Source organism: Vibrio sp. Vb1729 (genome assembly GCF_033338655.1).
GTDB classification, from domain to species: Bacteria; Pseudomonadota; Gammaproteobacteria; order Enterobacterales; family Vibrionaceae; genus Vibrio; species Vibrio alginolyticus.
This window is the reverse complement of sequence record NZ_JAWOTB010000049.1, coordinates 1-20,643: the sequence shown is the minus strand read 5'-3', so window position 1 is coordinate 20,643 and position 20,643 is coordinate 1. Positions and strand designations below refer to the sequence as shown.

Sequence of the window (20,643 nt, the reverse complement as noted above, 5' to 3'; positions counted from 1 at the left end):
TCACAATCACAATGACAAAATGTAATGAAAATGAAATTTCAAACAAAACTGGTATTGATCACACTTTAAGGGGCGTTAGATCATTTTGTTGCATAGCAATGCGTGATTTCAAGGACGAGAAAAACGTCTGATCGCATCAGGTGAATACGGTTAAAAAAGCCCGATACACGAATGCCTCGGGCTATTAATGAGTGGGATCATTGGTTAGGTCAGTTATTTGATCTGTTTGGACTCAAAACGAAGTAATCTCAACGCATTCAATGTCACCAGTGCTGTTGCACCACTGTCAGCTAATACTGCAACCCACAACCCAGTAACCCCAAGTAAACTTGTCACTAAGAATACACCTTTCAAACCTAGCGCTAACGCGACATTCTGACGAATGTTACTTAGCGTCGCACGCGACAGTTCTATCATGGCAGGTAGCTCAATCAACCGGTTGTGTGTTAACGCCGCATCAGCAGTCTCGAGCGCAACATCCGTACCGCCTCCCATCGCAATACCAATGCTCGAAGCTTTCATGGCTGGAGCATCATTGATACCGTCTCCCACCATCGCAACGGTATGTTGTTGTGATAGTTTCTCGACGTAATGCACCTTGTCTGCAGGTAACAAACTCGCTTTATAATCCAAGCCTATTCTATTTGCCATTGCTTCTGCACTTCTCGGGTTGTCACCCGTTAGCATCACCGACGTGACCCCAAGTTCCTTCAACATTGCGATGGCTTGCTGGGCATCTGAGCGCAATGTATCTTGCCATGCGATCACGCCAATGACCTCGTCATCGTAACGAACAATGACAACCGTTTTACCTTGTTGTTCCAACGTAACCACTTGCTCTTTGGCTTCTTGAGAAAGTGGAAAGTCTGCCTTTGAAGGCGTGACCACTTGGACCATTTTTCCATCGACGTAACCAGTGACACCAGAGCCTACTTGCGCGGTTTTATCCAACGCTTCAGGAATAGTAAGCCCCTGCTCTTGCACTTTGGTAACTAAAGAAACCGCTAGAGGATGACTTGAACCAACCTCGATTGACGCAGTTAGGCTAAGTAACTTGTCTTCATCCATATCAAAAGCAAAGACGTCGGTCACTTCTGGTTTACCTTGCGTCAGTGTCCCAGTTTTATCAAATGCGACAGACTCAACCTTGCCAAGCAACTCAAGCGCCGCTCCACCTTTGATCAATGCGCCCCGCTTAGCCGCTGCCGCCAAGCCAGAAGTGATCGCCGCAGGCGTTGAAATGACTAATGCACATGGACAAGCAATCAACAGCAGGGCGAGTCCTCGATAGATCCACGTTTCCCACGGTTGGGCAAATAGTAATGGCGGCGTAACGATAACCATCAGAGACACCAACATCATTAGTGGCGTATACCAACGGCTAAATTTATCAAGAAAGCGTTCTAATGGTGCCTTACGGGATTCTGCTTCTTCAATCAAATGAAGAATTCGATCTATCGCATTCTCGCCCTGACGGGACGTCACCTGTAAACGAACCACTTTATCGACAACCACAGCCCCGGCCATCACTTTGCCACCGGTTTGATGTTCAACGGGAACAGATTCTCCCGTTAACGCACTTTCGTCAAAACTCGCAAGCGCATCTTGCAAAACACCGTCGGCAGGCAAACGACCTCCGGGTGCGACTTCTATGATATCCCCTGGTTTAAGCTGCGCAGCTGGTACTTCTTTGCGTTCACCATCAATAATTAAAATTGAATTTTCTGGGACTAAGTCCATTAACGCCTGGACACCGCTTCGCGCGCGAGATGATGCATATGCTTCTAACTTTTCACCAATAAGGAAAAGCAATAACACCATTGCGGCTTCGGCGGTTTCACCTAAATATAAAGCGCCGAGCGCCGCTACACTCATTAACGTTTCAATCGCAAAAGGCGTACCGCTACGCGCCAACTTAAATGCTTTGAGCGCGATTGGGTATAAACCAAGTAAACACGTCAAAGTGAATAACCAAGCGCTTATTTGAGGGTCGATCTTAGAAATTACTGCCGCAGTAGCCATTGCACCAGCAATCGAGAGAATTTGGATGTTGTCTCTTATGACGCCAAGCCAGCCTTTCTTTGTAGTGCTTGGTTTTGGAGCATCAAGTGAAAAGAGCGGGAAACCCGTTTTTTGGGCTGTCTGCTCTATCGTAGCTATCAGCTCTAGACCATCAAAATCGACGACCAGTTTTTCTGTTGCAAACAAAACCTTGGCTTGGCTGACGCCTTGTAAAGACGTAATGGCTTTCTCAAGCTTTTGCGCACAAGATGGGCAATCCATACCTGACACAAGCCAAGCGTTCCGAACGGAGGAATTACTCTCCCTTGTGGGATCGTCTTCCTCGCCTGTGTCAACGCTGCAGCCTCCTCCACTACAGCAAGAGCTTTCAGAAACATCAACACTGGCCTGAGAGATATTGAGCGAAGATTTTACTGGCGCACAGCATGACTCGCTTGCACCAAGCGGCACCGCAGTTTTGATTTTGCTAGATTGGCAACCTTGATGTTTTGTACACATAATTTTTTCCTTATTGGTATCGGTGATTTACCTATTGCTAAGGATAAACCTTAGAGTAAGCTCCAAGGTCAAGATAAATTTGTACAGTTCGGCGATAGAAAATAAAAAAGACGCCGAAGCGTCTTTCCAAACCAGTTTAAAAGCAATATTCCGTAAAGTTTAAACAGAGAGGTTAAACGGGATGCTTAAAACACTCATTTAATGTCATTCCTATGGCACGCAGCACGTCTCTTCTTGTGATAACACCAACCAACTTACCTTTGCCATCCACCACTGGATACATTTTCGGCTTTCCAACTTTCATCATGTCAGCCAGTTCAATTACTGACATTTCTGGAGAAACAGATAAGACATCATCATGCATACACTCTTGTACCGTATGTGTATCTTGGCAGTGATAACTTGCTTTCACCAACTTATCTAATAAGTCTTGCTCCGATAAAAACCCAACCACTTTTTCATTTTCATCAATGACAGGGCCACCTAGTGTGACACTTTGCATTACTTTGTTTAAAGCTGCCGAAAGTGACATATCTTTCGTGAAAGTCACCGCTTGCAACGTCATGTAATCTTTTACTTTTAATGAATGCATTCTTATCTCCTTAAGGGCATTTTATTGCGGCCTTTAGATAAGTGTCGCCTAATTTCCTGATTTTACTAAATGGAAAGGAGTAATTTTATTTATAGGCACAGCCTATTGAACTAAAACAAAATTAACTCACCGAACAACATTCACTGTATTTCGTTAAACGCAAGATTCAGCCAGGCTGATTTTTCTAGGCAAAATACAACAAAGCCAGTCAATTGACTGGCTTTGTTATTATGTAATTGTTGCGTTAGCTATGTTGGCGGCGCATGTTGTCTAAAATAATGCCAGTCGCCATCGCGACATTCAGTGATTCGGCACCGCCAAACGCCGGAATCGTGATCTTATCTGTCACGAATTTTGCTGCGGCTTCACGCACACCATGAGATTCGCTGCCCATCAACAAAATACCTTCAGCAGCGAAATCCGTTTTATGAACGCTCTCTCCTTCCAAAAACGCGCCATATACTGGCAATTTGGCGTGTTCCAAGTAACTTGGCAAATCCACCAAACTCACTTGTACGCGGCCAAAGCTGCCCATGGTCGCACTGATCGTTTTAGGATTATAAGGATCAGCACAATCTGTACTCGCAATAATGTGCTTGATGCCATACCAGTCTGCAACACGAATAATCGTACCTAGATTACCAGGGTCGGATACACCATCTAGCGCAATCATCAAGCCTTTCGCTTGAGGCTCTTTTACACTCGGAATTTCAACCACAGCAATGGCCGCATTATTGCTCACAAGCGTGCTCGCTTTGGTCAATTCATCAAGCGATGCTTCAACACAATCAAAACGATTTAGCGTACCAGCATTTTGTTCGAGAAATGCCGCTGTTGCAAAAACCTGCTTCACCTTCAATGAACTACTTGCTAGCTCTAGTACGTTCTTTTCACCCTGAACTAGGAATAAGCCATGCGCTTTACGCTGTTTCTTTTGACCTAAAGCACGAAGCAGTTTTAATTGGTTTTTTGAAATCATTAAAGTATCCCAGGTGAAAATGGTTATTCGGCGAGCGTACCCTAAACAATCTTCACGACAGTTCGGTATCAAGCGGATGAGATTATAAATTATACCTAAATAACCTCAAGAAGCTTGAGCATCAGAAGACGTTGAACACCAAGCGTAGCCAAAATAAAAGAAGGCTCAAAAACGAAAAAAGCCCTGCGATAACGCAGGGCTTTCAAAGGGTGGGACCCCAGCCACATCCCGGCACACAAGTCACACGCTGCGGCTGCTTCCTTCCGGACCTGACCGAGTTCACGAGCTATTGTTGCGAGAGGACCAGAGCCCCATAATTCTTTTCGAGAGGTCTTGCCTCAATCGATGGGGCGATTATTCAGTATCAGCTCTCATAATGCAAGAGCAAAAACCTTGAATTTCATCATTTCATTACCGTTTGGACAAAACTCGATCAATTCATTCCTTTATGATGAAACCGTACAGTCACGATAAGAGGAGTCGTGCCGTGAGGACTGCTTACTCATGTACATGTCTTCATCAGCCAAATGCATCGCTTGCTCTAAGCTCATGTGCCGTTCCCTTTTTGCAGAGAAACCAATAGAGATACTTATAGACTCCAAATCACTACATAATTTGCCTTTCACATCGATTCTACTGAGCTCTCTCATTGCTCTAGTTAACTCAGCTTGCGTAGGATAACCCAGTAATATGAACTCATCCCCTCCAATTCGATAACATCTTCCCGACCAGACATAATGAATTTTTAGTGCCAGTAGTTGTAAAACTTCGTCCCCAGCGCGATGCCCATAAGTGTCATTGATTCGTTTGAAATGATTAATGTCTAAGTAAAGTATGGATAGATCTTTGTTTACTCCTTTTCGATACTTTACTTGCAACGCACGACGATTCCTTAACCCTGTTAAGTTGTCAGTGTTAGATTGACGGTAAAGATAAAGCGAAACACAAATAGCAAACAATAACACAAAGATAAACACAGCTTGTGTTTGCGTCGCTAATCGAATCTCATATTCAAGTGCGGTACGCCAATCTGGGCGTACATCGTACTGAGCAATGATCTTATCAACTTCTAACATCGCTATCGCTCGACTGAAGAAAGGCGCAAGCATGGCTCCTTTTTCATTCGCGACCAATCCAACAGAGAGTTGTGACTCATAAAACTCACCAATAGCGGTATCCTGCTCTATCGGAACCAATTCACTGAGACGTAAAAAATGATTGAGCATCGCCGTATCCATCGGAATGTAATCGACTTCTTCATTTAATAGCCCCTGAATGAGCTCTTGTTGAGTACGATAACGTTTGAGTTCTTTTAGCGGTAACAGTTGCGTCATCATTTGATCGAAAAAGTCATCCTTAACTACGCCAATCTGCTCAGATATCAACTGTGAAACATGAGAGTATGTGCTCGGTTTGTAACCTAAACGCTTGACCATCACCGATGCTGGCGCGTAATGGGACTTTGGAAAGTAGCTAAATGCGCGCCGCTCACGGCTGACCGTTAACGGCGCCAAAATTTCGAAATTACCTTGGATAAACTCATGGTACATAGAACCCCAGCTTTCACCAGGCTCACTAATGATCAAGCAGTTTAAAGCCAAGATCTCACAACTTCTCAGGACTACATCAGCCGTCATCCCTTCGACACTACCATCTGCGTTGTATACAACATATGGAAAGATAGATTCGAGCTTAATCCGTATTGGTTCATTAAAATCAAGGGGTAATAAACGAATAGAATCACGCAACGCTGCTCGCCTTAATTCAAATTGATACTGGGAAATTTCTTCGCGAAGCTGCTTTTGCACCGCTTCCCCGTGAATAAACGTAGCGAACGTGTCCAACTCCTCAAGATGATGATCTTTTTTACTGATGATGGATACGGGCTTTATCGAAATCTGATCATTGAGCATCTTGGCGTCAAACCCCTCCATCAGCATCGGCTTGAGCTGGTTAATGGCATCGACAACGCCGTCCACAGCACCTGAACGTAGCAGTGTTACTGCTTGTTCGTGACCTTGATAAGAGATCTGTTCTAGACCAGGGTAGTGTTGTTTAAGTAATTGGGCATAAACTGTATCTTTGGGGACGCCAACACGCGAAATATCACTCAACGTCGAATCTTTTAAGCCAAAGAGGTAGGTATATTCGATATTTGTTGGGCGGGAATAACTAAAACGTTGAGCACGTTCTTGTGTGTAAGTGATATTCGCAGCAAAGTCCGCTTCCCCATTCGCTACTGAATTTAGAATGGCATCAAAGCTGGAGTAGTTTACGTATTGAACGGTAAAGCCAAACTCCTTTGAAGCAGCATTGAAAAGAACACGAGTGACGACATCATCCGCTTCAGTCGCGACTTTATAATGAGCAATTAAAGGGGCTTCGGCTTTTACATTCAAACTCAAGAGGCAACATGCAAAAAGCAACAGTGTTCGAGCAAAAGTTGTCATGACAAACTTATCTTAAATCAACCACTTATATTGTGGTTATTATTATTGGAAGTGTAGTAAATATGAAATGAAGAACATATACTAATCTCCATTTTGTTCCACAACCAATTCGATACTCTGCCGCACATGTCACTTTTTACCTGACTAAAAATTCATAATTCAGCCTGTTCATCGCTACTACGTAAAATATAGTCAGTCATCCAAGCCGTCCCTAACAAACAGATCCAAACCACGAAAACAGGGTTTGGCACATCCGTGGTCGGGCTGACGACTAAAGCGGCAAAACCCACAGTCGGCAATGTCCAACATAATAATTTGCTCCAACGAATGGTATGTTGAAGCTTCGCAAGTGCTTCCATTGACGCTAACATTCCCGTCAAACTTAACGCCATAAGAACGGCGTACGGTAGGCCTGCAATCCACAATGGGAGCAACAAAAACAACGGCCACCAGCTGTGTTTATTGGATGGCGTCCAATGCGCAGCCGACCACCACATCGCCATAACCGCAATGGTTTGAACCACTGTAACCCAAGCAGACCCATCCAGCTTACCGCCTTGCTGTGTGACCATAAGACCAACTTGCAGTGTAAGTACAATAAGACCAGCGGTGAGCAACACGCCTAAAGAGCTTCTACGAGAAAACACCACCATTAAAAGTGGGAAAAGGATCAAAACACCAACCGACAAAGCAATTGGCTGCATTGAGAGTGTCGCACCAAAAGCCATCATCGCGCCCAGCAATACTAAGCCAGCGAACCCACCTTGTGGCAGAACCCACAGCGCGGGGATCATAAGTGCAAGAACGGGAATGTCACCCTCGCTCAAACTCATCGCCCGAACGCAGACAACAGCGAGTAAGGTCGTAACGAAAAATTGAAGTGTCGATAAAATCATAGCGCCTCCTGGCTTCCCCACCTACTTGGTAACTCAACGGCAAAAACTGGGATTGAAAGTCGTTGAGAGGGTCTAGATTCAAGCTTAGCTTGCGTTTGCTTCATGCTGTTTAAGGCTCATCAACCAACGACACTAAAGAACAGAAAATGTAATTCTTCAAAGTGAGTCGCTGACAACACAAGGGTTAAGAACCGTTAGCAATATACAAGTCCAATGGTTTACCATTCCTTAGTAATCCAAAATAGACACTTTTGAGTATGGACCAATTTTTAGCGCAAATCTTTGCTGTAATTCACCAAATTCCAAAAGGAAAAGTCTCCACCTATGGGGAAATTGCAAAAATGGCCGGTTATCCGGGCTATGCGAGACATGTTGGTAAAGCACTGGGTAACCTACCAGAAGACAGCAAACTCCCCTGGTTTAGAGTGGTAAATAGCCAAGGAAAAATATCTTTAAAAGGCAGAGACTTAGAGCGACAAAAAAAGAAATTAGAAGCAGAAGGGATTGAAGTCTCGGAAGTTGGCAAAACTTCACTTAAAAAATACAAATGGCAGCCTTAAGCTGCCATTTTTTGTTCTCAGTACGTCGTATTAACGTGTTCCAACTAGACGAATATCTAATTGGTGAGTTTGTGCTTCATCTGTAATAACACCGTTATGTGTGTCGCTGATAAAACGCAGCTTTCCATCTACCTCAATGCGAGCACGAACGCTGTAACGATGGTTTGGTTTGATTTCATTGCTGTCGTAACTCAACTCAAAAGAAAGAGGAACTTGCTTACCTTCCGTTTCGAATGTCTGTTTCGCCAACACTTTTGCTGGCGCATCCGCCAAGGACACATCTTCTAACGCAATAGTAACCACTGCGTTTGGTGGCAAGGCAATCCGCTCGCGATAAGCCACTGTACCTGTAATCGTCTTCATTGACGCCTCTGTAGATTCCATTTCTGTATTTTGAGAAGTTTGGCAACCCACTAACGCAGCCCCAAAGAGTAGAGAAGTAACAAGTAGTAGTGTTTTTTTCATATATTCCTCGAAAAGAGCATTAAACCGAGGCAATTATAGGTGTGGAATATAAAACTGTCTGCTTCCTGTCAGTTTATTTGACAATAGTTTGACTGAGTTAGAATTTATCAAACAATTGATTTTGTTTCATAATTGGAACAATACTATTTCTAAGTTACTCAATAGTTCTTAACTATGCCACTTCACAAGAGTGAGGCTGTTGAGGTAACTTGGAATGAAAGACAACGGTGAGGAGACACAATGAGTAAACCACTACGAGAATTGCTCAGCCTACTACAACTCGAAAAATTAGAAGAAGGCTTGTTTCGTGGCCAAAGTGAAAACCTAGGTTTGCCTCAAGTTTATGGCGGTCAAGTAATTGGGCAAGCGCTTTCTGCTGCGCGCTACACCGTTGAAGAAACACGCACGGTACACTCCTTCCATAGCTATTTTTTGTACCCTGGCGATCCAGAAAAACCTATTATTTATGATGTAGAAAATCTGAGAGATGGCCGTAGCTTTAGCACTAGACGCGTAAAAGCAATTCAAAATGGACGCCCTATTTTTTACCTAACCGCATCCTACCATGGCGATCAACCTGGGTTTGATCATCAAAAAGAAATGCCAGATATCCCTGGTCCAGAAAACTTTGCCTCAGAGAGTGAGCTCGCAAGCCATATTGCAGAATTTCTACCCAAACGCTTACGCAAAACATTTTGCGGGGAAAAGCCAATCGAAACTCGCCCCGTTACGGTTATCAACCCTTTGAAGCCCAAAAAAGCAGAACCCAAACAGTACCTTTGGATTCGTGCTAATGGTGAAATGCCAGAGAATCAGCTAATTCACCAGTACCTTCTGGCCTACGCATCCGATTGGGGATTCCTTGTGACAGCAATGCATCCACATGAAGTCTCATTAATGACGCCTAACTTTCAAGTGGCCACCATTGACCACTCTATCTGGTTCCATCGTCCGTTTAAGATGGATGAATGGCTTCTATATGCGATAGAGAGCCCAACGGCGAGCAATACTCGTGGGTTGGTCCGTGGCGAAATATACAACCAGCAAGGTCACTTAGTGGCGACCGCCGTGCAAGAAGGGGTGATGCGCTACACGAAATAGCTCGTGTTCGCCAGACGAAAAAAGGAGTGCTGTTCCGCACTCCTTTTTTAAGGGGTATCAAACGATGATTAATTTGGTTGATACTTCATGTTAATAACCGACCATTCGTAAAGTGATTTCGGGTAACCATATTCGCCTTTCCCGTAAATGACATTTGGGTCGGCATAGAATCCACCTTTATTCGTTGCTAAAAATTCACGAACCCCACGACGGTAAGTAATCACAGGTGCTACTAACTCATACTCTACCTTTTCCATCTTCGAGTCATCAATTATTAAGAACCGAGTCATACGAATCGTGCTGCCGTTGGTGCAGTACCCTGGGTCATCATAGTCAATTGCTTCAAAAGGCTTGAGATCATCTTCGAACAGCTCTGATGTACATCCATCAAATCGAGCTAAGTGTACCCACGCTCCTTTTATTAGAGTTTGGTCATCGTTACCCACCGGCTTGAATGCAAGTAGTGCAATCTTACCTTTGCCGTATAATTTCAATTCTTCGTCCGTTGGCTCACGCACTGAACGAACGTTCATCAAACCAAACTCACTTTCTTCTAAGTTAGAAAACTCACGTGCATTTAGCGTGCTAAACAATACTGTTTGTTCAGTTTCAAGCAATGTATATTGATCCGCAACACCTTCATCTGCAAAGCTTAGATACAGCTGGACTTTCTTACTTTCCAACGCTTTGTAATCTCGAGATTCTCCTTCCGAAACGTCGAGAGAAATCCAACGTCTTTTTACTGGTGGGAGGTCAAGTAACGTCAGCTCTTCCTTATCAACATCTAATGAAGCGACTCCTTTAATTGTTGAGCTGGATATTTGATAGCTGCGGTTTCCTATTGGTGTACCAAAGTCTAGCTTAACCTTTTTAAATGGTTCAAATTCCACCTTCATTGTAGAAGCACTTAAACCAGGGTGATTCGCTTTGTTAATAGTGCCATTTACGACGATTGTTTTAGCTTTGTAGTTGCGTCCAGTAAGAGTAACCTCTACTTGGTACTCGCCTGCGTGCAAAATCTTCAAACGCCCCGTATCAGGGGAAACTAGCTCGACCACAGGATCTTTTTGGTTAATAAGACGGTAACTTGCCTTCGCAGTCCCACCACTCATCACTGGTGAGATAACACTACCAGCGGAGAATTCTACCGTTGGGTAAGTAACCGATACAGGGTTTGTGCCTTGTTTAATCGTGACCGAGAAACTACTTTCACCCGGATCCACTTTGTCGTCCCCCGCATCCGAAACAATAATTTTTGTGCTACCCGCGTTAAGAATTTGCATGGCACCCGTTTGGCTGTTTAAGGAAACTACATCTGTTGCTGCGTTGTCTGCAAATCGGTACGTAACTTCCCCAACCGTACCAGAGATTTTCGGCGCAACAAATGTTTGGCCAACCTTCCAAATCTCTTCCACATCGGATTGAACTTCAATTCGGCTCGGCGCACTCAAAATTGTCACGTAGACTTTTTGATCAGGACCAACAGTATAATTCGCGCTCTCTTTTCTGCGCACAGTTAGCGTCGCTTTACCCGCTTTATACACATGGAGACGTCCTTCACTAAAACCACCGACAACATCTGGTGCGGAGTTATCTACAATCTCAATTTGCTCGTCAGCACTCAAACCAAAATCACGGTGAAGATCAAAACTGTATTTGTTGCTGTATACAACGTCATAATCGTGCGTTGCCATGGGTTGGCCTTCAGCCTTTGCAACTTTAATGACGACATTAAATTGAATAGGTTGGTAGAACTCCCCACCATCGTCTTCAAACTTAAGGTCGTACTCACCCGCAGTCACTACCTCCAACTTGCCGTCAGTCATTCGTAAGCCATTAGGTAAGCTGCTAACTAGATTTACGTTACCTTTTTGCCCTTTAAACGCCAGAGGGATTGAAAGATTTGGTTGATAGGTAAGCGGCATTTCAATGTCTTTTATAACGGGATGAGGCGCGCGATTAACTTCAAGATCAAAACGAGTTTTGCTTGCAGGATAATTACGCATGTCATGCTCGTAAATTTCCACTTCAGCAGCACCAACACCTTTGATCAGTAATGCTTCACCATTTTCAGTTTTAGCGACAACGTCTTCACCACGAATGATTCTCAGCTCATAGTCACCGTAGGCATTCGTCACCTTAGGGAAAATTCGTCCACCTTCCTCATAAGTTGTGACGATATCCGCTGCGCTGATTTCTTGACGCTTGCCTTGTTTTACATCCACAAAAAATTGCGCTGTTTGCTGTTTATCCAGAAACGCGTCGCTGTAAGTTGCTGTCGCCTCAACCGTTAATCGACCAACATTATGAACAAGAAGCAAACCCGTTTCAGGATCTAGCAACTCGGCCACCTTGCTGTCTGGTACGCTATTTATAATTTTGTAAGAAATACGTTGCGTTTGAGCTTTATCTAGACGCACTGGTTCTAACGTCAACCCTTCTCGATACTCGTCTTCAAGCAAAGCGAACTGTAATTGCCCCGGAGCTACTGCATGCAGCTTAACCGTAGCGCGAACTTGTTTCGGCAAGTAAAAGTCGTTACCTGAATCAGTAATCAGCACCGATGCCTGACCAACTGAACCTAATGAATATACCGAACCGTTCTCATCAACACGAATCAAGTTATGACCACTTTCTACCTCATAACTCAGTTCGCCTTTTTGGCCACGGACGATCAACGCTTTTCCTTCTGACTCAATCGCATTGAAATTCAGATCACTCACTGAAAGTTCAGTATTGATGCCTCGCTCTACAGTGACAGAAAATCTTGCTTCAGAAGATTCATAAGCAGAGCTACTATCTGTAGCAAGAATAGTCGCCGTTCCTGGGCGCAGAATTTGTAGTATTCCTGAGTCATTAATTTTCACGACATTTGGCGGATTAGAATCAATGACTTGGTAAGATACCGACCCATGTACATTGCTCAGTTTTGCTTCAGTAACCGTTCCCACTCCTTCAAACTTCAACACCGTGTCTTCCACTTTTAATTGCGGACGGTTCTGCTTTGTTATCGTAGTTGGTGTCTTCGTATTGTTCGGCTTAGAGTCTCCCCCACCGCCACAGCCAGCGAGTAAAGCTGCGAGAAAAAGCAAATAGTAATTTCTGTTCATTTTTAGTAATACTTTGTTACATACAAGATGGGGCGATAATAATACGATGTTTTATTAATCACTATCCCCATTTTTGAGTACTTTATTACTTAAGTAATTGCTACTGTATTAATCCTAAAAACAAATAATCAAAAATAGCGACCAAATTACATGAAAACACAAAAAGCAAACGTTTAAATCAAACTCTTCCATTAATTTAGTAAAAATTAATATTCAATAAAATAAAACATGAAAAAGAAAGAGAAAAAATTGCGTTATTTTTTCTTTCGTTATGATGTATAGGATTAATGGACTGCAAAAACAAATGGTTAATGAAAAATAGAAGAGAGAATAAATATCGTTTATATTTATAAAAATCTGGTAGGAAATAGTTTTAAAAGCATAATCAAACTACCTTTTAACATTTAAAATACTAAAAGGTAGAATTAACATTAGATAGAATTCTTATAGGGCGAGTTATTTTAGGATTGGTAACTCTGTTGTGTATTTAATGGACTCCATAGCAAATGTTGAAGTCACATTAGATAGCCCTTTTACGCTATTAACTAACCGCTTATAGAATTCGTCAAAACACTTCATATCTTTGACTAGTACTTTCATCATGTAGTCATACTCGCCAGCCATACGATAAAACTCCATTACCTCAGGAAAGTCACTCACAGTTGTAACAAAATGGTGATACCAACCTTCGGAATGATCAATCGTTTTTAACTGAACAAATGCAATGAAAGATAGCTCGAGCTTTTCTGTACTTAACAACGCCACGCGTTTTTCGATGTAGCCCTCTTCTTCCAACCTTTTCAAACGCTTCCAACATGGCGTCGTTGTCAGATTTACCTGCTCTGCTAACTCATTTAATGACAAGGTGCTGTCGGTTTGTAACAACGCAAGCAGCTGTTTATCGACCCGATCCAAACTCATCCTATAAAACCCACGAAGTGTAGAAAACTTTTCTATCAAAATAGTCATTACCGGCAACTATAGCAAAGTTTTTCTCTCGTATTATAGGTAAATTATTCCCATCTAATGCTTATCTATCGATTTCCAAGGAGAGACGCCATGTGTACTGACCACAACTGGATCAACAATGCAGTGCGTAAAATTGAAGCAGACTTTCAACGTTCTGCTGATACTCATTTATTTAAACTTGAACTGCCTTCTCTTGATGGTATCGATATCTACCTAAAAGATGAGAGCACGCATCCAACAGGCTCTCTTAAGCATCGATTGGCGCGCTCATTGTTTCTTTATGCTATTTGTAATGGATGGATTGGTCCTGAAACCACTGTAATCGAGGCGTCCTCAGGCAGCACTGCCGTTTCGGAAGCGTATTTTGCGCGTTTACTTGGCTTACCGTTCATTGCCGTCATGCCGAAAACCACTGCACGTAAAAAGATCGAACAAATTGAATTTTACGGTGGTAAAGCGCACCTTGTTGAACGATCAGATCAGATTTATGACGAGTCTCGACGCTTGGCTCAAGAACTAAATGGTCACTACATGGACCAGTTTACTTATGCTGAACGCGCTACTGACTGGCGCGGTAACAACAACATCGCGAACTCTATCTTTAGCCAAATGGAGTTAGAAGATCACCCGATTCCTAGCTGGGTAGTGATGAGTCCTGGAACAGGCGGCACATCAGCAACCATTGGCCGTTTTATTCGTTACCAAAAATACGACACTAAGCTTTGCGTGGTAGACCCTGAAAACTCAGTGTTTTACGATGCTTTCCAGTCAGGAAATCACTCATTGAAAGGCGATACTGGCAGCAAAATTGAAGGTATCGGGCGACCACGTGTCGAACCAAGTTTTATTGCTGGTGTCATTGATGAAATGCGCAAAATTCCAGACGCAGCCAGTGTGGCAACCGCCCATTGGGTATCTCAGCTGATTGGGCGTAAAGTCGGCGCATCAACAGGCACCAATCTTTACGGTGTGCTGCAATTGGCTTGTGAGATGAAACAACGCGGTGAGAAGGGTTCTATCGTGACGCTTCTATGTGATTCTGGAGAGCGTTACCTAGATACGTATTATGACTTAACATGGGTAAAAGAGAACATCGGCGATATTCAACCTTACTTAGCTCAACTCGAAGTCATTCAAGCAAAAGGTTGCGTTGAGCCAGCTTGTTGCGGCTCAACTAACGCTTAACGTGCAAACTGGACTTTAAAAAACAGCCCAACTTCATGTGGGCTGTTTTTATCGCTGGGTTTTACTTTTTCTGGCGCGCTTCAAACGCAGCCAATTGTTCTGGCGTTGCCGCTGGTTGATGATTTTGTTTCCATTCATAGTAAGTCATGCCGTAAACACGTTCGCGAGCGTCATCAATATCTAAATCCAAACCGAGATTTTCAGCCTCAGATTTATACCATTTGCTAAAGCAGTTGCGACAGAAGCCCGCAAGGATCATCAGGTCGATGTTTTGTACGTCTTTGTTAGCATCTAAATGCGCCAATAAACGGCGAAATGTCGCCGCGTCTAACTTATCTTGTTCTTCTTGAGTCAAGTTTTTGTATTTGAATTCAGCCACTTTCCTTTCCTTCTCTCTTATTTAGCTAGCTTTCGTCACCATATCTAGTTAGTCGGTAGTCATGAGTAAGAAGTATGCTTTAGCGCAACAATTCCCATTCTAAAATCACTACCTTTGATAAAAGCTGATATGATAATTACCATCCATCCTATTGATTAAATTAACATTTAAACAAATCATTACAACGGTCTTTTACCAAGGTTATCGTCTAGTTATGAAAAACGCCATTCTATTATTGTCTGCCTTGACCATTAGCGTGCCAACTTTAGCTGCTCAAGAACAAGCTCATCAATCTTATTTTTATCTGGGTACTGGTAACGTTGGTTTTGATACACCGTATTTCGGCTCGGATAGAGACAATGAGTGGTCAACACCACATATCACAGTTGGCTGGGGTTACCATATAAACCAATACCTCGCGTTTGAAGGGGTTCTGCGCTATTCACAAAATGAACTTAAGAACGATGCTCTAAAAACTGACTTAGATCTTCACTATTACCAAGCAGGTATGTCTGCTGTTGTAACAAGTGATAACTTAGGCGATACGCCGCTGTCACTGTTTGGTCGCGTAACTGCGCTTGGCACTCAAGCTGAAATGTATGTTCCAAACGAACAAAAAGTCACAGATGATTCAGGCGCGCTATTCAACATCGGTGCTGGTGTCCATTGGGATATGAGCAAAGATATCTGGTTACGCGCAGAGTACATTTATAATGTCGCGGATATGGGTTTTGAAGATTTTTACGACAGCTACGAAGGTGTACAAATCAGCCTAGGGAAACGCTTCTAATCGAACGCTTCCGAGCTAACTTTAAACCGATAAAGAGAAGCCGAGGTTATTACCTCGGCTTTTATGTTTTAACGTTTGATTTAAGGGTGCGCTATACGGCCCTTCGTATCATGGCTAATTGCTTTGTTTAACTCTGCTTCTACATGACCTGGTGCTTGTGTTTTCGCCGAAATCAATCGGTACATTGCCGGGATAACAAACAAGGTCACCAATGTCGCAAACCCCATCCCGAAAAAGATTACCGTACCCACGGCAATACGGCTCTCATAACCCGCCCCTGTCGATACGATCAACGGAATTGCGCCAGCAAGTGTGGTAAACGCAGTCATCAAGATTGGACGTAGACGTCGCGCAGCTGCATCAATGATCGCTTTTTCAAACCCAACGCCACGATCACGTAGCTGATTGGCAAATTCTACGATCAAAATACCGTTTTTCGTCACCATACCAATCAACATGATCATGCCGATCTGGCTATAAATGTTCATACCTTGGCCCATAATAACTAAACCAAGGAAGCCACCAAATACACCCATCGGCACCGTAAACATGACCACTAACGGGTTTACGAAGCTTTCAAACTGAGCCGCCAACACGAGATACGCCACTAGCAGTGCCAATGCAAACACAACAGCAACACTCGCTTGGTTCTCTTTAAAGTCTTTCGACTCCCCCGAATAACTCACCGAAATGTCACCCGGTAAGTTGTCGATGGCTTCCTGGTCTAGGTAATCCAGCGCATCTCCTAATGTATAACCTTCCGACAGGTTGGCAGTAATAGTGATGGACTTCTGTTTGTTGTAGTGAGAAAGACGAATAGAGGCCGCCACTTCTTCAATTTTTGTGACCGCATCTAACGTCACTAGCTGACCGCTATTCGTGCGCAGATAAATCTGACTTAAATCTGCAGCATTATTAAAGCTATTTTCATCACCGCGAAGATACACATCGTACTCTTCGCCACGCTCAACATAAGTCGTTTCGCTTTTACCACCGAGCATGATTTCTAGGGTGTCAGAAATGTCTTGAACACTGACTCCTAGCTCTGCGGCACGCTGTCGGTCAACTGTAACCAATAACTCAGGCGTTTTTTCCGAGTAATCTATCTCTGCTCCTTCCATCATTGGTGATTCTTCTGCTTTGTTCTTTAGCATTTCAGCCCAAACAACGAGCTCATCGTAATCAGAGCCGCCTAATACGAACTGAACTGGCTCACTCGAACCACCTTGGAAACCTGGCATAAATGGGAACACTCGAACATCTGGGATACCTGCCAATTCTTTCCGTACTTTGTTAAGGGCTTGCTGAGCCGTGATATCACGTTCGTTCCAATCTTCTAGAATCATGATCACAAAGCCTGTCTGGTCTCCTGCCTGGCCACCAAACGCTGGCGTTTGGATACTGAATGACTTCAGATAACCTTGCCCTAGTAATGGCATCAATCGGTCTTCGACAATATCCATATTGGCTGACATACGATTGTATGACGTAGCATCTGCACCGCGCACAAACGCGAATATAACACCGCGATCTTCTTGTGGGGTCAGCTGGGCCGGTACCTGATTCATCAAGAAATAGCTACCGCCCAAACAAGCTAGAATCACCAGCGGAGCAGCCCAACGTACTTTCAATGCGCCTTTCAATAATGCGCGATAACCACTCTCAAGCTTGCTAAACAAGCGATCAACCGCTTCATTGAATCGATTTGGTTTTACATTCGCTTTCAAAATCTGACTACCTAATACAGGAGTCAGCGTCAGGGCAATCAAAGAGGAGAATATGACCGACATAGCCAGCAATACAGAAAACTCTGTAAATAGTAGACCTACCATGCCATCCATAAAGGAGATCGGTAAGAACACCATCACCAGCACTAATGTTGTTGCTATAACAGCAAAACCAACCTCTCTTGTGCCTTTATATGCGGCGAGTAATGGCGATTCACCGCGTTCAATATGGTGGAAGATATTCTCTACAACCACAATTGCGTCATCCACCACCAAACCAATCGATAATATCAACGCCATCAAGGTGATCAAGTTGATAGAAAACCCAAAGTAGTACGCGGCAATGAACGAAGAAATCAGAGAAACAGGAACCGTAACCGCAGGAATTAAGGTTGCACGAGCTTGGCCGATGAAAATGTACAACACCAAAATCACCAAGCCGCCCGTGATAAATAGCGTGCTGTACACCTCTTCGATTGAACGCTCGATAAATACTGTCGCGTCGTAATCTATCGCAAGGCGTGTACCTTCTGGTAAGAACTTCTGGATGTTATCGACTTCAGAACGAACCAGCTTAGCAACCTCTAACGGGTTTGCGTCTGACTGCGATACCACACCAAGACTGATGTTTACTACACCATCACTTTTGAAGGTTGAATTTTCGTTTTCTGCACCAATGAAGACATCTGCTACATCTTTTAAATAGATAGGTGTATTGTCGCTTGCGCGTTTAATGACAAGATATTGAAAATCTTCAGGCGTGTTATAAGTACGAGCCGTACGCACGGACATTACTGTTGAGTCGTTGCGAACTTCACCACCTGGGCTTTCTAGGTTCTCACTTCGTAAAGCTGATGTAATGTCCGAAGCTGTAACTGAACGTCCAGCCATTAGTTCTGGCTTAAGCTTCACGTACATGACCTTGTACAAACCACCGGAGAGATCAATGGAGCTAACCCCAGAGATCAGGCTAAAGCGGTCCATCAATACACGTTCGGCATAATCCGTTAATTGAGTACGGTCCATCTCTGCAGAACTGAGATTGATGTAGAGCGATGCCTCTCCCGAGCCATTGTTCTTATAAACAATAGGGTCATCCGCTTCATCAGGTAGCGAGCGCTGAGCACGAGCCACGGCATCACGCACGTCGCTCACACCTGTGTTGAGATCGTAACCTAACTCAAACGTGATCGTGATACGCGACATGCTGTTACGAGTAGTGGAGCTAATTTCATCAACTCCACTGATCCCAGAAAGCTGGTCTTCCAAAACGGAGGTAATTTGGCTTTCAATAATAGTCGCAGATGCACCCTCATAACGCGTACTGATAGAAACGACTGGGCTTTCTATATCAGGCATTTCACGAACGGCTAATTTGGTGAATGACACAAAGCCAAACACACACAACAGCATGCTCAGAACTAACGCCGCGACAGGGCGTTTAACTGAAACGTCGGACAGTAACATTAGTTTTCTTCCTCATCCGATTCACTGTCATTGCGTGTCACATCCGTGGTGTTCGCTTTTAGTGGCGCGACAATTTCTTTCACTTCGACACCATCACGCATGTTAACAATGCCTTGAACCACAATCTTGTCACCAATCTCAACACCAGATTCGATCACCACCTCGTTGCCAACACGAGCACCTAGCGACACTTCTTGACGAGTAGCTTTGTTATTTTCATCAATTACATATACAAAACGTTTAGTTCCGGAGTATTCAAGTGCTTGAACAGGAATGATTGGCGCCTTAATAGCAGGAAATGCTAGTGAAGCGTTCATCAACATGCCCGGCTTCAATTGATTTTCTGGGTTATCAAACTCAATACGCACGCGAAGATTCAGTGTTTCGGCGCTGATACGCGTATCAATACCTGTGACTTGACCAGTAAAGATCTGGCTACCCCATGCACTGGTTTTAGCGATGACTTCCATACTAATAGAAAGCATCGATAAATAGCGCTCCGGTACTTGTAAATCCAGTTCCATGACGGAAAGATCATCCAACGTCAAAAGTTCAGTACCCGCACTGACCATTTTGCCGCGGCTAAAATCGATAAAACCAACAGTGCCAGAAAATGGAGCAGTAATATGGAGATCAGCTAAATTGGCTTGAGCAGCATCTAGCCTCGCTTGTGCTATTTCAACACTGGCTTTTTGTGCATCGATTTCAGTTTGAGTAATCGCATTCCGCTTAACCAAACGTTGGAACTCTTTTAACTTACGCTGTTCATCTTTTAGATACGCCTTTGCCTCAATCAAAGCGGCTTGAGCCTTATCGTCATCTAACTTAATTAATAACTGGTCTTGCTGGACATTTTGATTCGCTTTAACAGCGATTTGATTCACTTTGCCGGCGACTTCCGATGCGACAACCACAGACTCCGCTGCCTTTAATTTGCCGATAAGAGTTAAGGATTGATTGATCTCGTGCGTTTCTACTTGTTCAGTCACAACAGTAACCGCTGAGCCTCCTCGCATCGCAGCGCAAACCGATGGAGAACTCAGTAATATAGAAAGCGTTAAAACAGATAACGATAACGTGGCTTTCATGCTCATGATATTGACTTCTAAACGAATAAACTTATGTCATTAAACTGCTTACAGTTTATCAGTAGATACGGTGTTTAACGTCAAGTAGTGTAAATTCAAGTAAAAAGTGCGCTTCTCTTCTGTTCAAAGGACAAACAAAACGCTGACTTTCTACCATCTTTGCCCAAAAAGACAGCATTCAACGTAAAAACGTAAGAAAAACGCTTTACAGCCTGAGCGAGTTTGCTATGATTCGCTCCGCACTTGGGAGATGAGTTGGGAAAACATCTTACTAAGTATAAAAATCCTCTGGAGGGGTTCCCGAGTGGCCAAAGGGAGCAGACTGTAAATCTGCCGGCACTGCCTTCGATGGTTCGAATCCGTCC

The 20,643-nt window shown here is 43.6% G+C and carries 15 protein-coding genes, 1 tRNA gene and 1 other RNA gene; 5 read left to right on the top strand and 12 right to left on the bottom strand.

Annotated features, from left to right (window positions below; translation table 11 throughout):
• Positions 1–213: 213 nt before the first annotated feature.
• The 6 genes from R7E29_RS20520 to R7E29_RS20495 form a co-directional block, all read right to left on the bottom strand.
• Positions 214–2,520: a zinc/cadmium/mercury/lead-transporting ATPase gene (locus R7E29_RS20520; protein ID WP_025766942.1), complete on the bottom strand. Its 2,307-nt coding sequence runs from the start codon at positions 2,518–2,520 to the stop codon at positions 214–216.
• Positions 2,521–2,692: 172 nt separating this feature from the next.
• A complete protein-coding gene (locus R7E29_RS20515; RefSeq protein WP_005378483.1) occupies positions 2,693–3,112 on the bottom strand; it encodes a CBS domain-containing protein in 420 nt (139 codons plus the stop codon).
• A 244-nt stretch (positions 3,113–3,356) separates the two neighbouring features.
• Positions 3,357–4,091 (bottom strand): RNA methyltransferase, encoded by a 735-nt coding sequence (locus R7E29_RS20510; RefSeq protein ID WP_005378485.1) that lies wholly within the window; start codon positions 4,089–4,091, stop codon positions 3,357–3,359.
• A gap of 212 nt (positions 4,092–4,303) precedes the next feature.
• Positions 4,304–4,400, bottom strand: an RNA gene (ffs, locus tag R7E29_RS20505) — signal recognition particle sRNA small type.
• A 137-nt stretch (positions 4,401–4,537) separates the two neighbouring features.
• Positions 4,538–6,541, bottom strand: a complete 2,004-nt coding sequence (locus R7E29_RS20500) for a GGDEF domain-containing protein (RefSeq protein ID WP_053349422.1) — start codon at positions 6,539–6,541, stop codon at positions 4,538–4,540.
• Between the two features lie 152 nt (positions 6,542–6,693).
• Complete coding sequence (locus R7E29_RS20495; protein ID WP_005389942.1) at positions 6,694–7,437, bottom strand: hypothetical protein; 744 nt, start codon at positions 7,435–7,437, stop codon at positions 6,694–6,696.
• A gap of 257 nt (positions 7,438–7,694) precedes the next feature.
• Between R7E29_RS20495 and R7E29_RS20490 the strand changes: the two genes are divergently transcribed.
• Positions 7,695–7,997 carry a DNA base-flipping protein gene (locus R7E29_RS20490; protein ID WP_033905036.1) on the top strand — a complete coding sequence of 101 codons (303 nt, stop codon included), beginning with the start codon at positions 7,695–7,697 and terminating at the stop codon, positions 7,995–7,997.
• A gap of 30 nt (positions 7,998–8,027) precedes the next feature.
• Here R7E29_RS20490 and R7E29_RS20485 read toward each other — a convergent pair whose 3' ends face one another.
• Positions 8,028–8,462 (bottom strand): YbaY family lipoprotein, encoded by a 435-nt coding sequence (locus R7E29_RS20485; protein ID WP_005378572.1) that lies wholly within the window; start codon positions 8,460–8,462, stop codon positions 8,028–8,030.
• Positions 8,463–8,702: 240 nt separating this feature from the next.
• Here R7E29_RS20485 and tesB point away from each other — a divergent pair, with 240 nt between their 5' ends.
• A complete protein-coding gene (gene tesB / locus R7E29_RS20480) occupies positions 8,703–9,563 on the top strand; it encodes an acyl-CoA thioesterase II (RefSeq protein WP_005378575.1) in 861 nt (286 codons plus the stop codon).
• A gap of 68 nt (positions 9,564–9,631) precedes the next feature.
• On the opposite strand, the gene R7E29_RS20475 is transcribed toward tesB, so the two are convergent.
• Positions 9,632–12,673, bottom strand: coding sequence for a hypothetical protein (locus R7E29_RS20475; protein ID WP_054576349.1), 3,042 nt, complete (start codon positions 12,671–12,673; stop codon positions 9,632–9,634).
• Between the two features lie 456 nt (positions 12,674–13,129).
• Positions 13,130–13,594, bottom strand: coding sequence for an Lrp/AsnC family transcriptional regulator (locus R7E29_RS20470; protein ID WP_017820003.1), 465 nt, complete (start codon positions 13,592–13,594; stop codon positions 13,130–13,132).
• A gap of 138 nt (positions 13,595–13,732) precedes the next feature.
• Here R7E29_RS20470 and R7E29_RS20465 point away from each other — a divergent pair, with 138 nt between their 5' ends.
• Positions 13,733–14,827, top strand: coding sequence for a PLP-dependent cysteine synthase family protein (locus R7E29_RS20465; RefSeq protein WP_005389952.1), 1,095 nt, complete (start codon positions 13,733–13,735; stop codon positions 14,825–14,827).
• 61 nt (positions 14,828–14,888) lie between these two features.
• Here the strand turns inward: R7E29_RS20465 and R7E29_RS20460 are convergent, their stop codons facing one another.
• On the bottom strand, positions 14,889–15,206 hold the full coding sequence (locus tag R7E29_RS20460; protein ID WP_054576348.1) for a DUF1244 domain-containing protein: 318 nt from the start codon (positions 15,204–15,206) through the stop codon (positions 14,889–14,891).
• A gap of 214 nt (positions 15,207–15,420) precedes the next feature.
• Here R7E29_RS20460 and R7E29_RS20455 point away from each other — a divergent pair, with 214 nt between their 5' ends.
• Positions 15,421–15,996, top strand: coding sequence for a porin family protein (locus tag R7E29_RS20455; RefSeq protein ID WP_053307492.1), 576 nt, complete (start codon positions 15,421–15,423; stop codon positions 15,994–15,996).
• Between the two features lie 80 nt (positions 15,997–16,076).
• Here the strand turns inward: R7E29_RS20455 and vmeF are convergent, their stop codons facing one another.
• On the bottom strand, positions 16,077–19,190 hold the full coding sequence (vmeF, locus tag R7E29_RS20450) for a multidrug efflux RND transporter permease subunit VmeF (RefSeq protein WP_054576347.1): 3,114 nt from the start codon (positions 19,188–19,190) through the stop codon (positions 16,077–16,079).
• Positions 19,190–20,284 carry an efflux RND transporter periplasmic adaptor subunit gene (locus R7E29_RS20445; RefSeq protein WP_054576346.1) on the bottom strand — a complete coding sequence of 365 codons (1,095 nt, stop codon included), beginning with the start codon at positions 20,282–20,284 and terminating at the stop codon, positions 19,190–19,192. Before R7E29_RS20445 ends, vmeF begins: the two co-directional genes overlap by 1 nt.
• Before the next feature lie 292 nt (positions 20,285–20,576).
• Between R7E29_RS20445 and R7E29_RS20440 the strand changes: the two genes are divergently transcribed.
• Positions 20,577–20,643 (top strand) — tRNA-Tyr (locus tag R7E29_RS20440).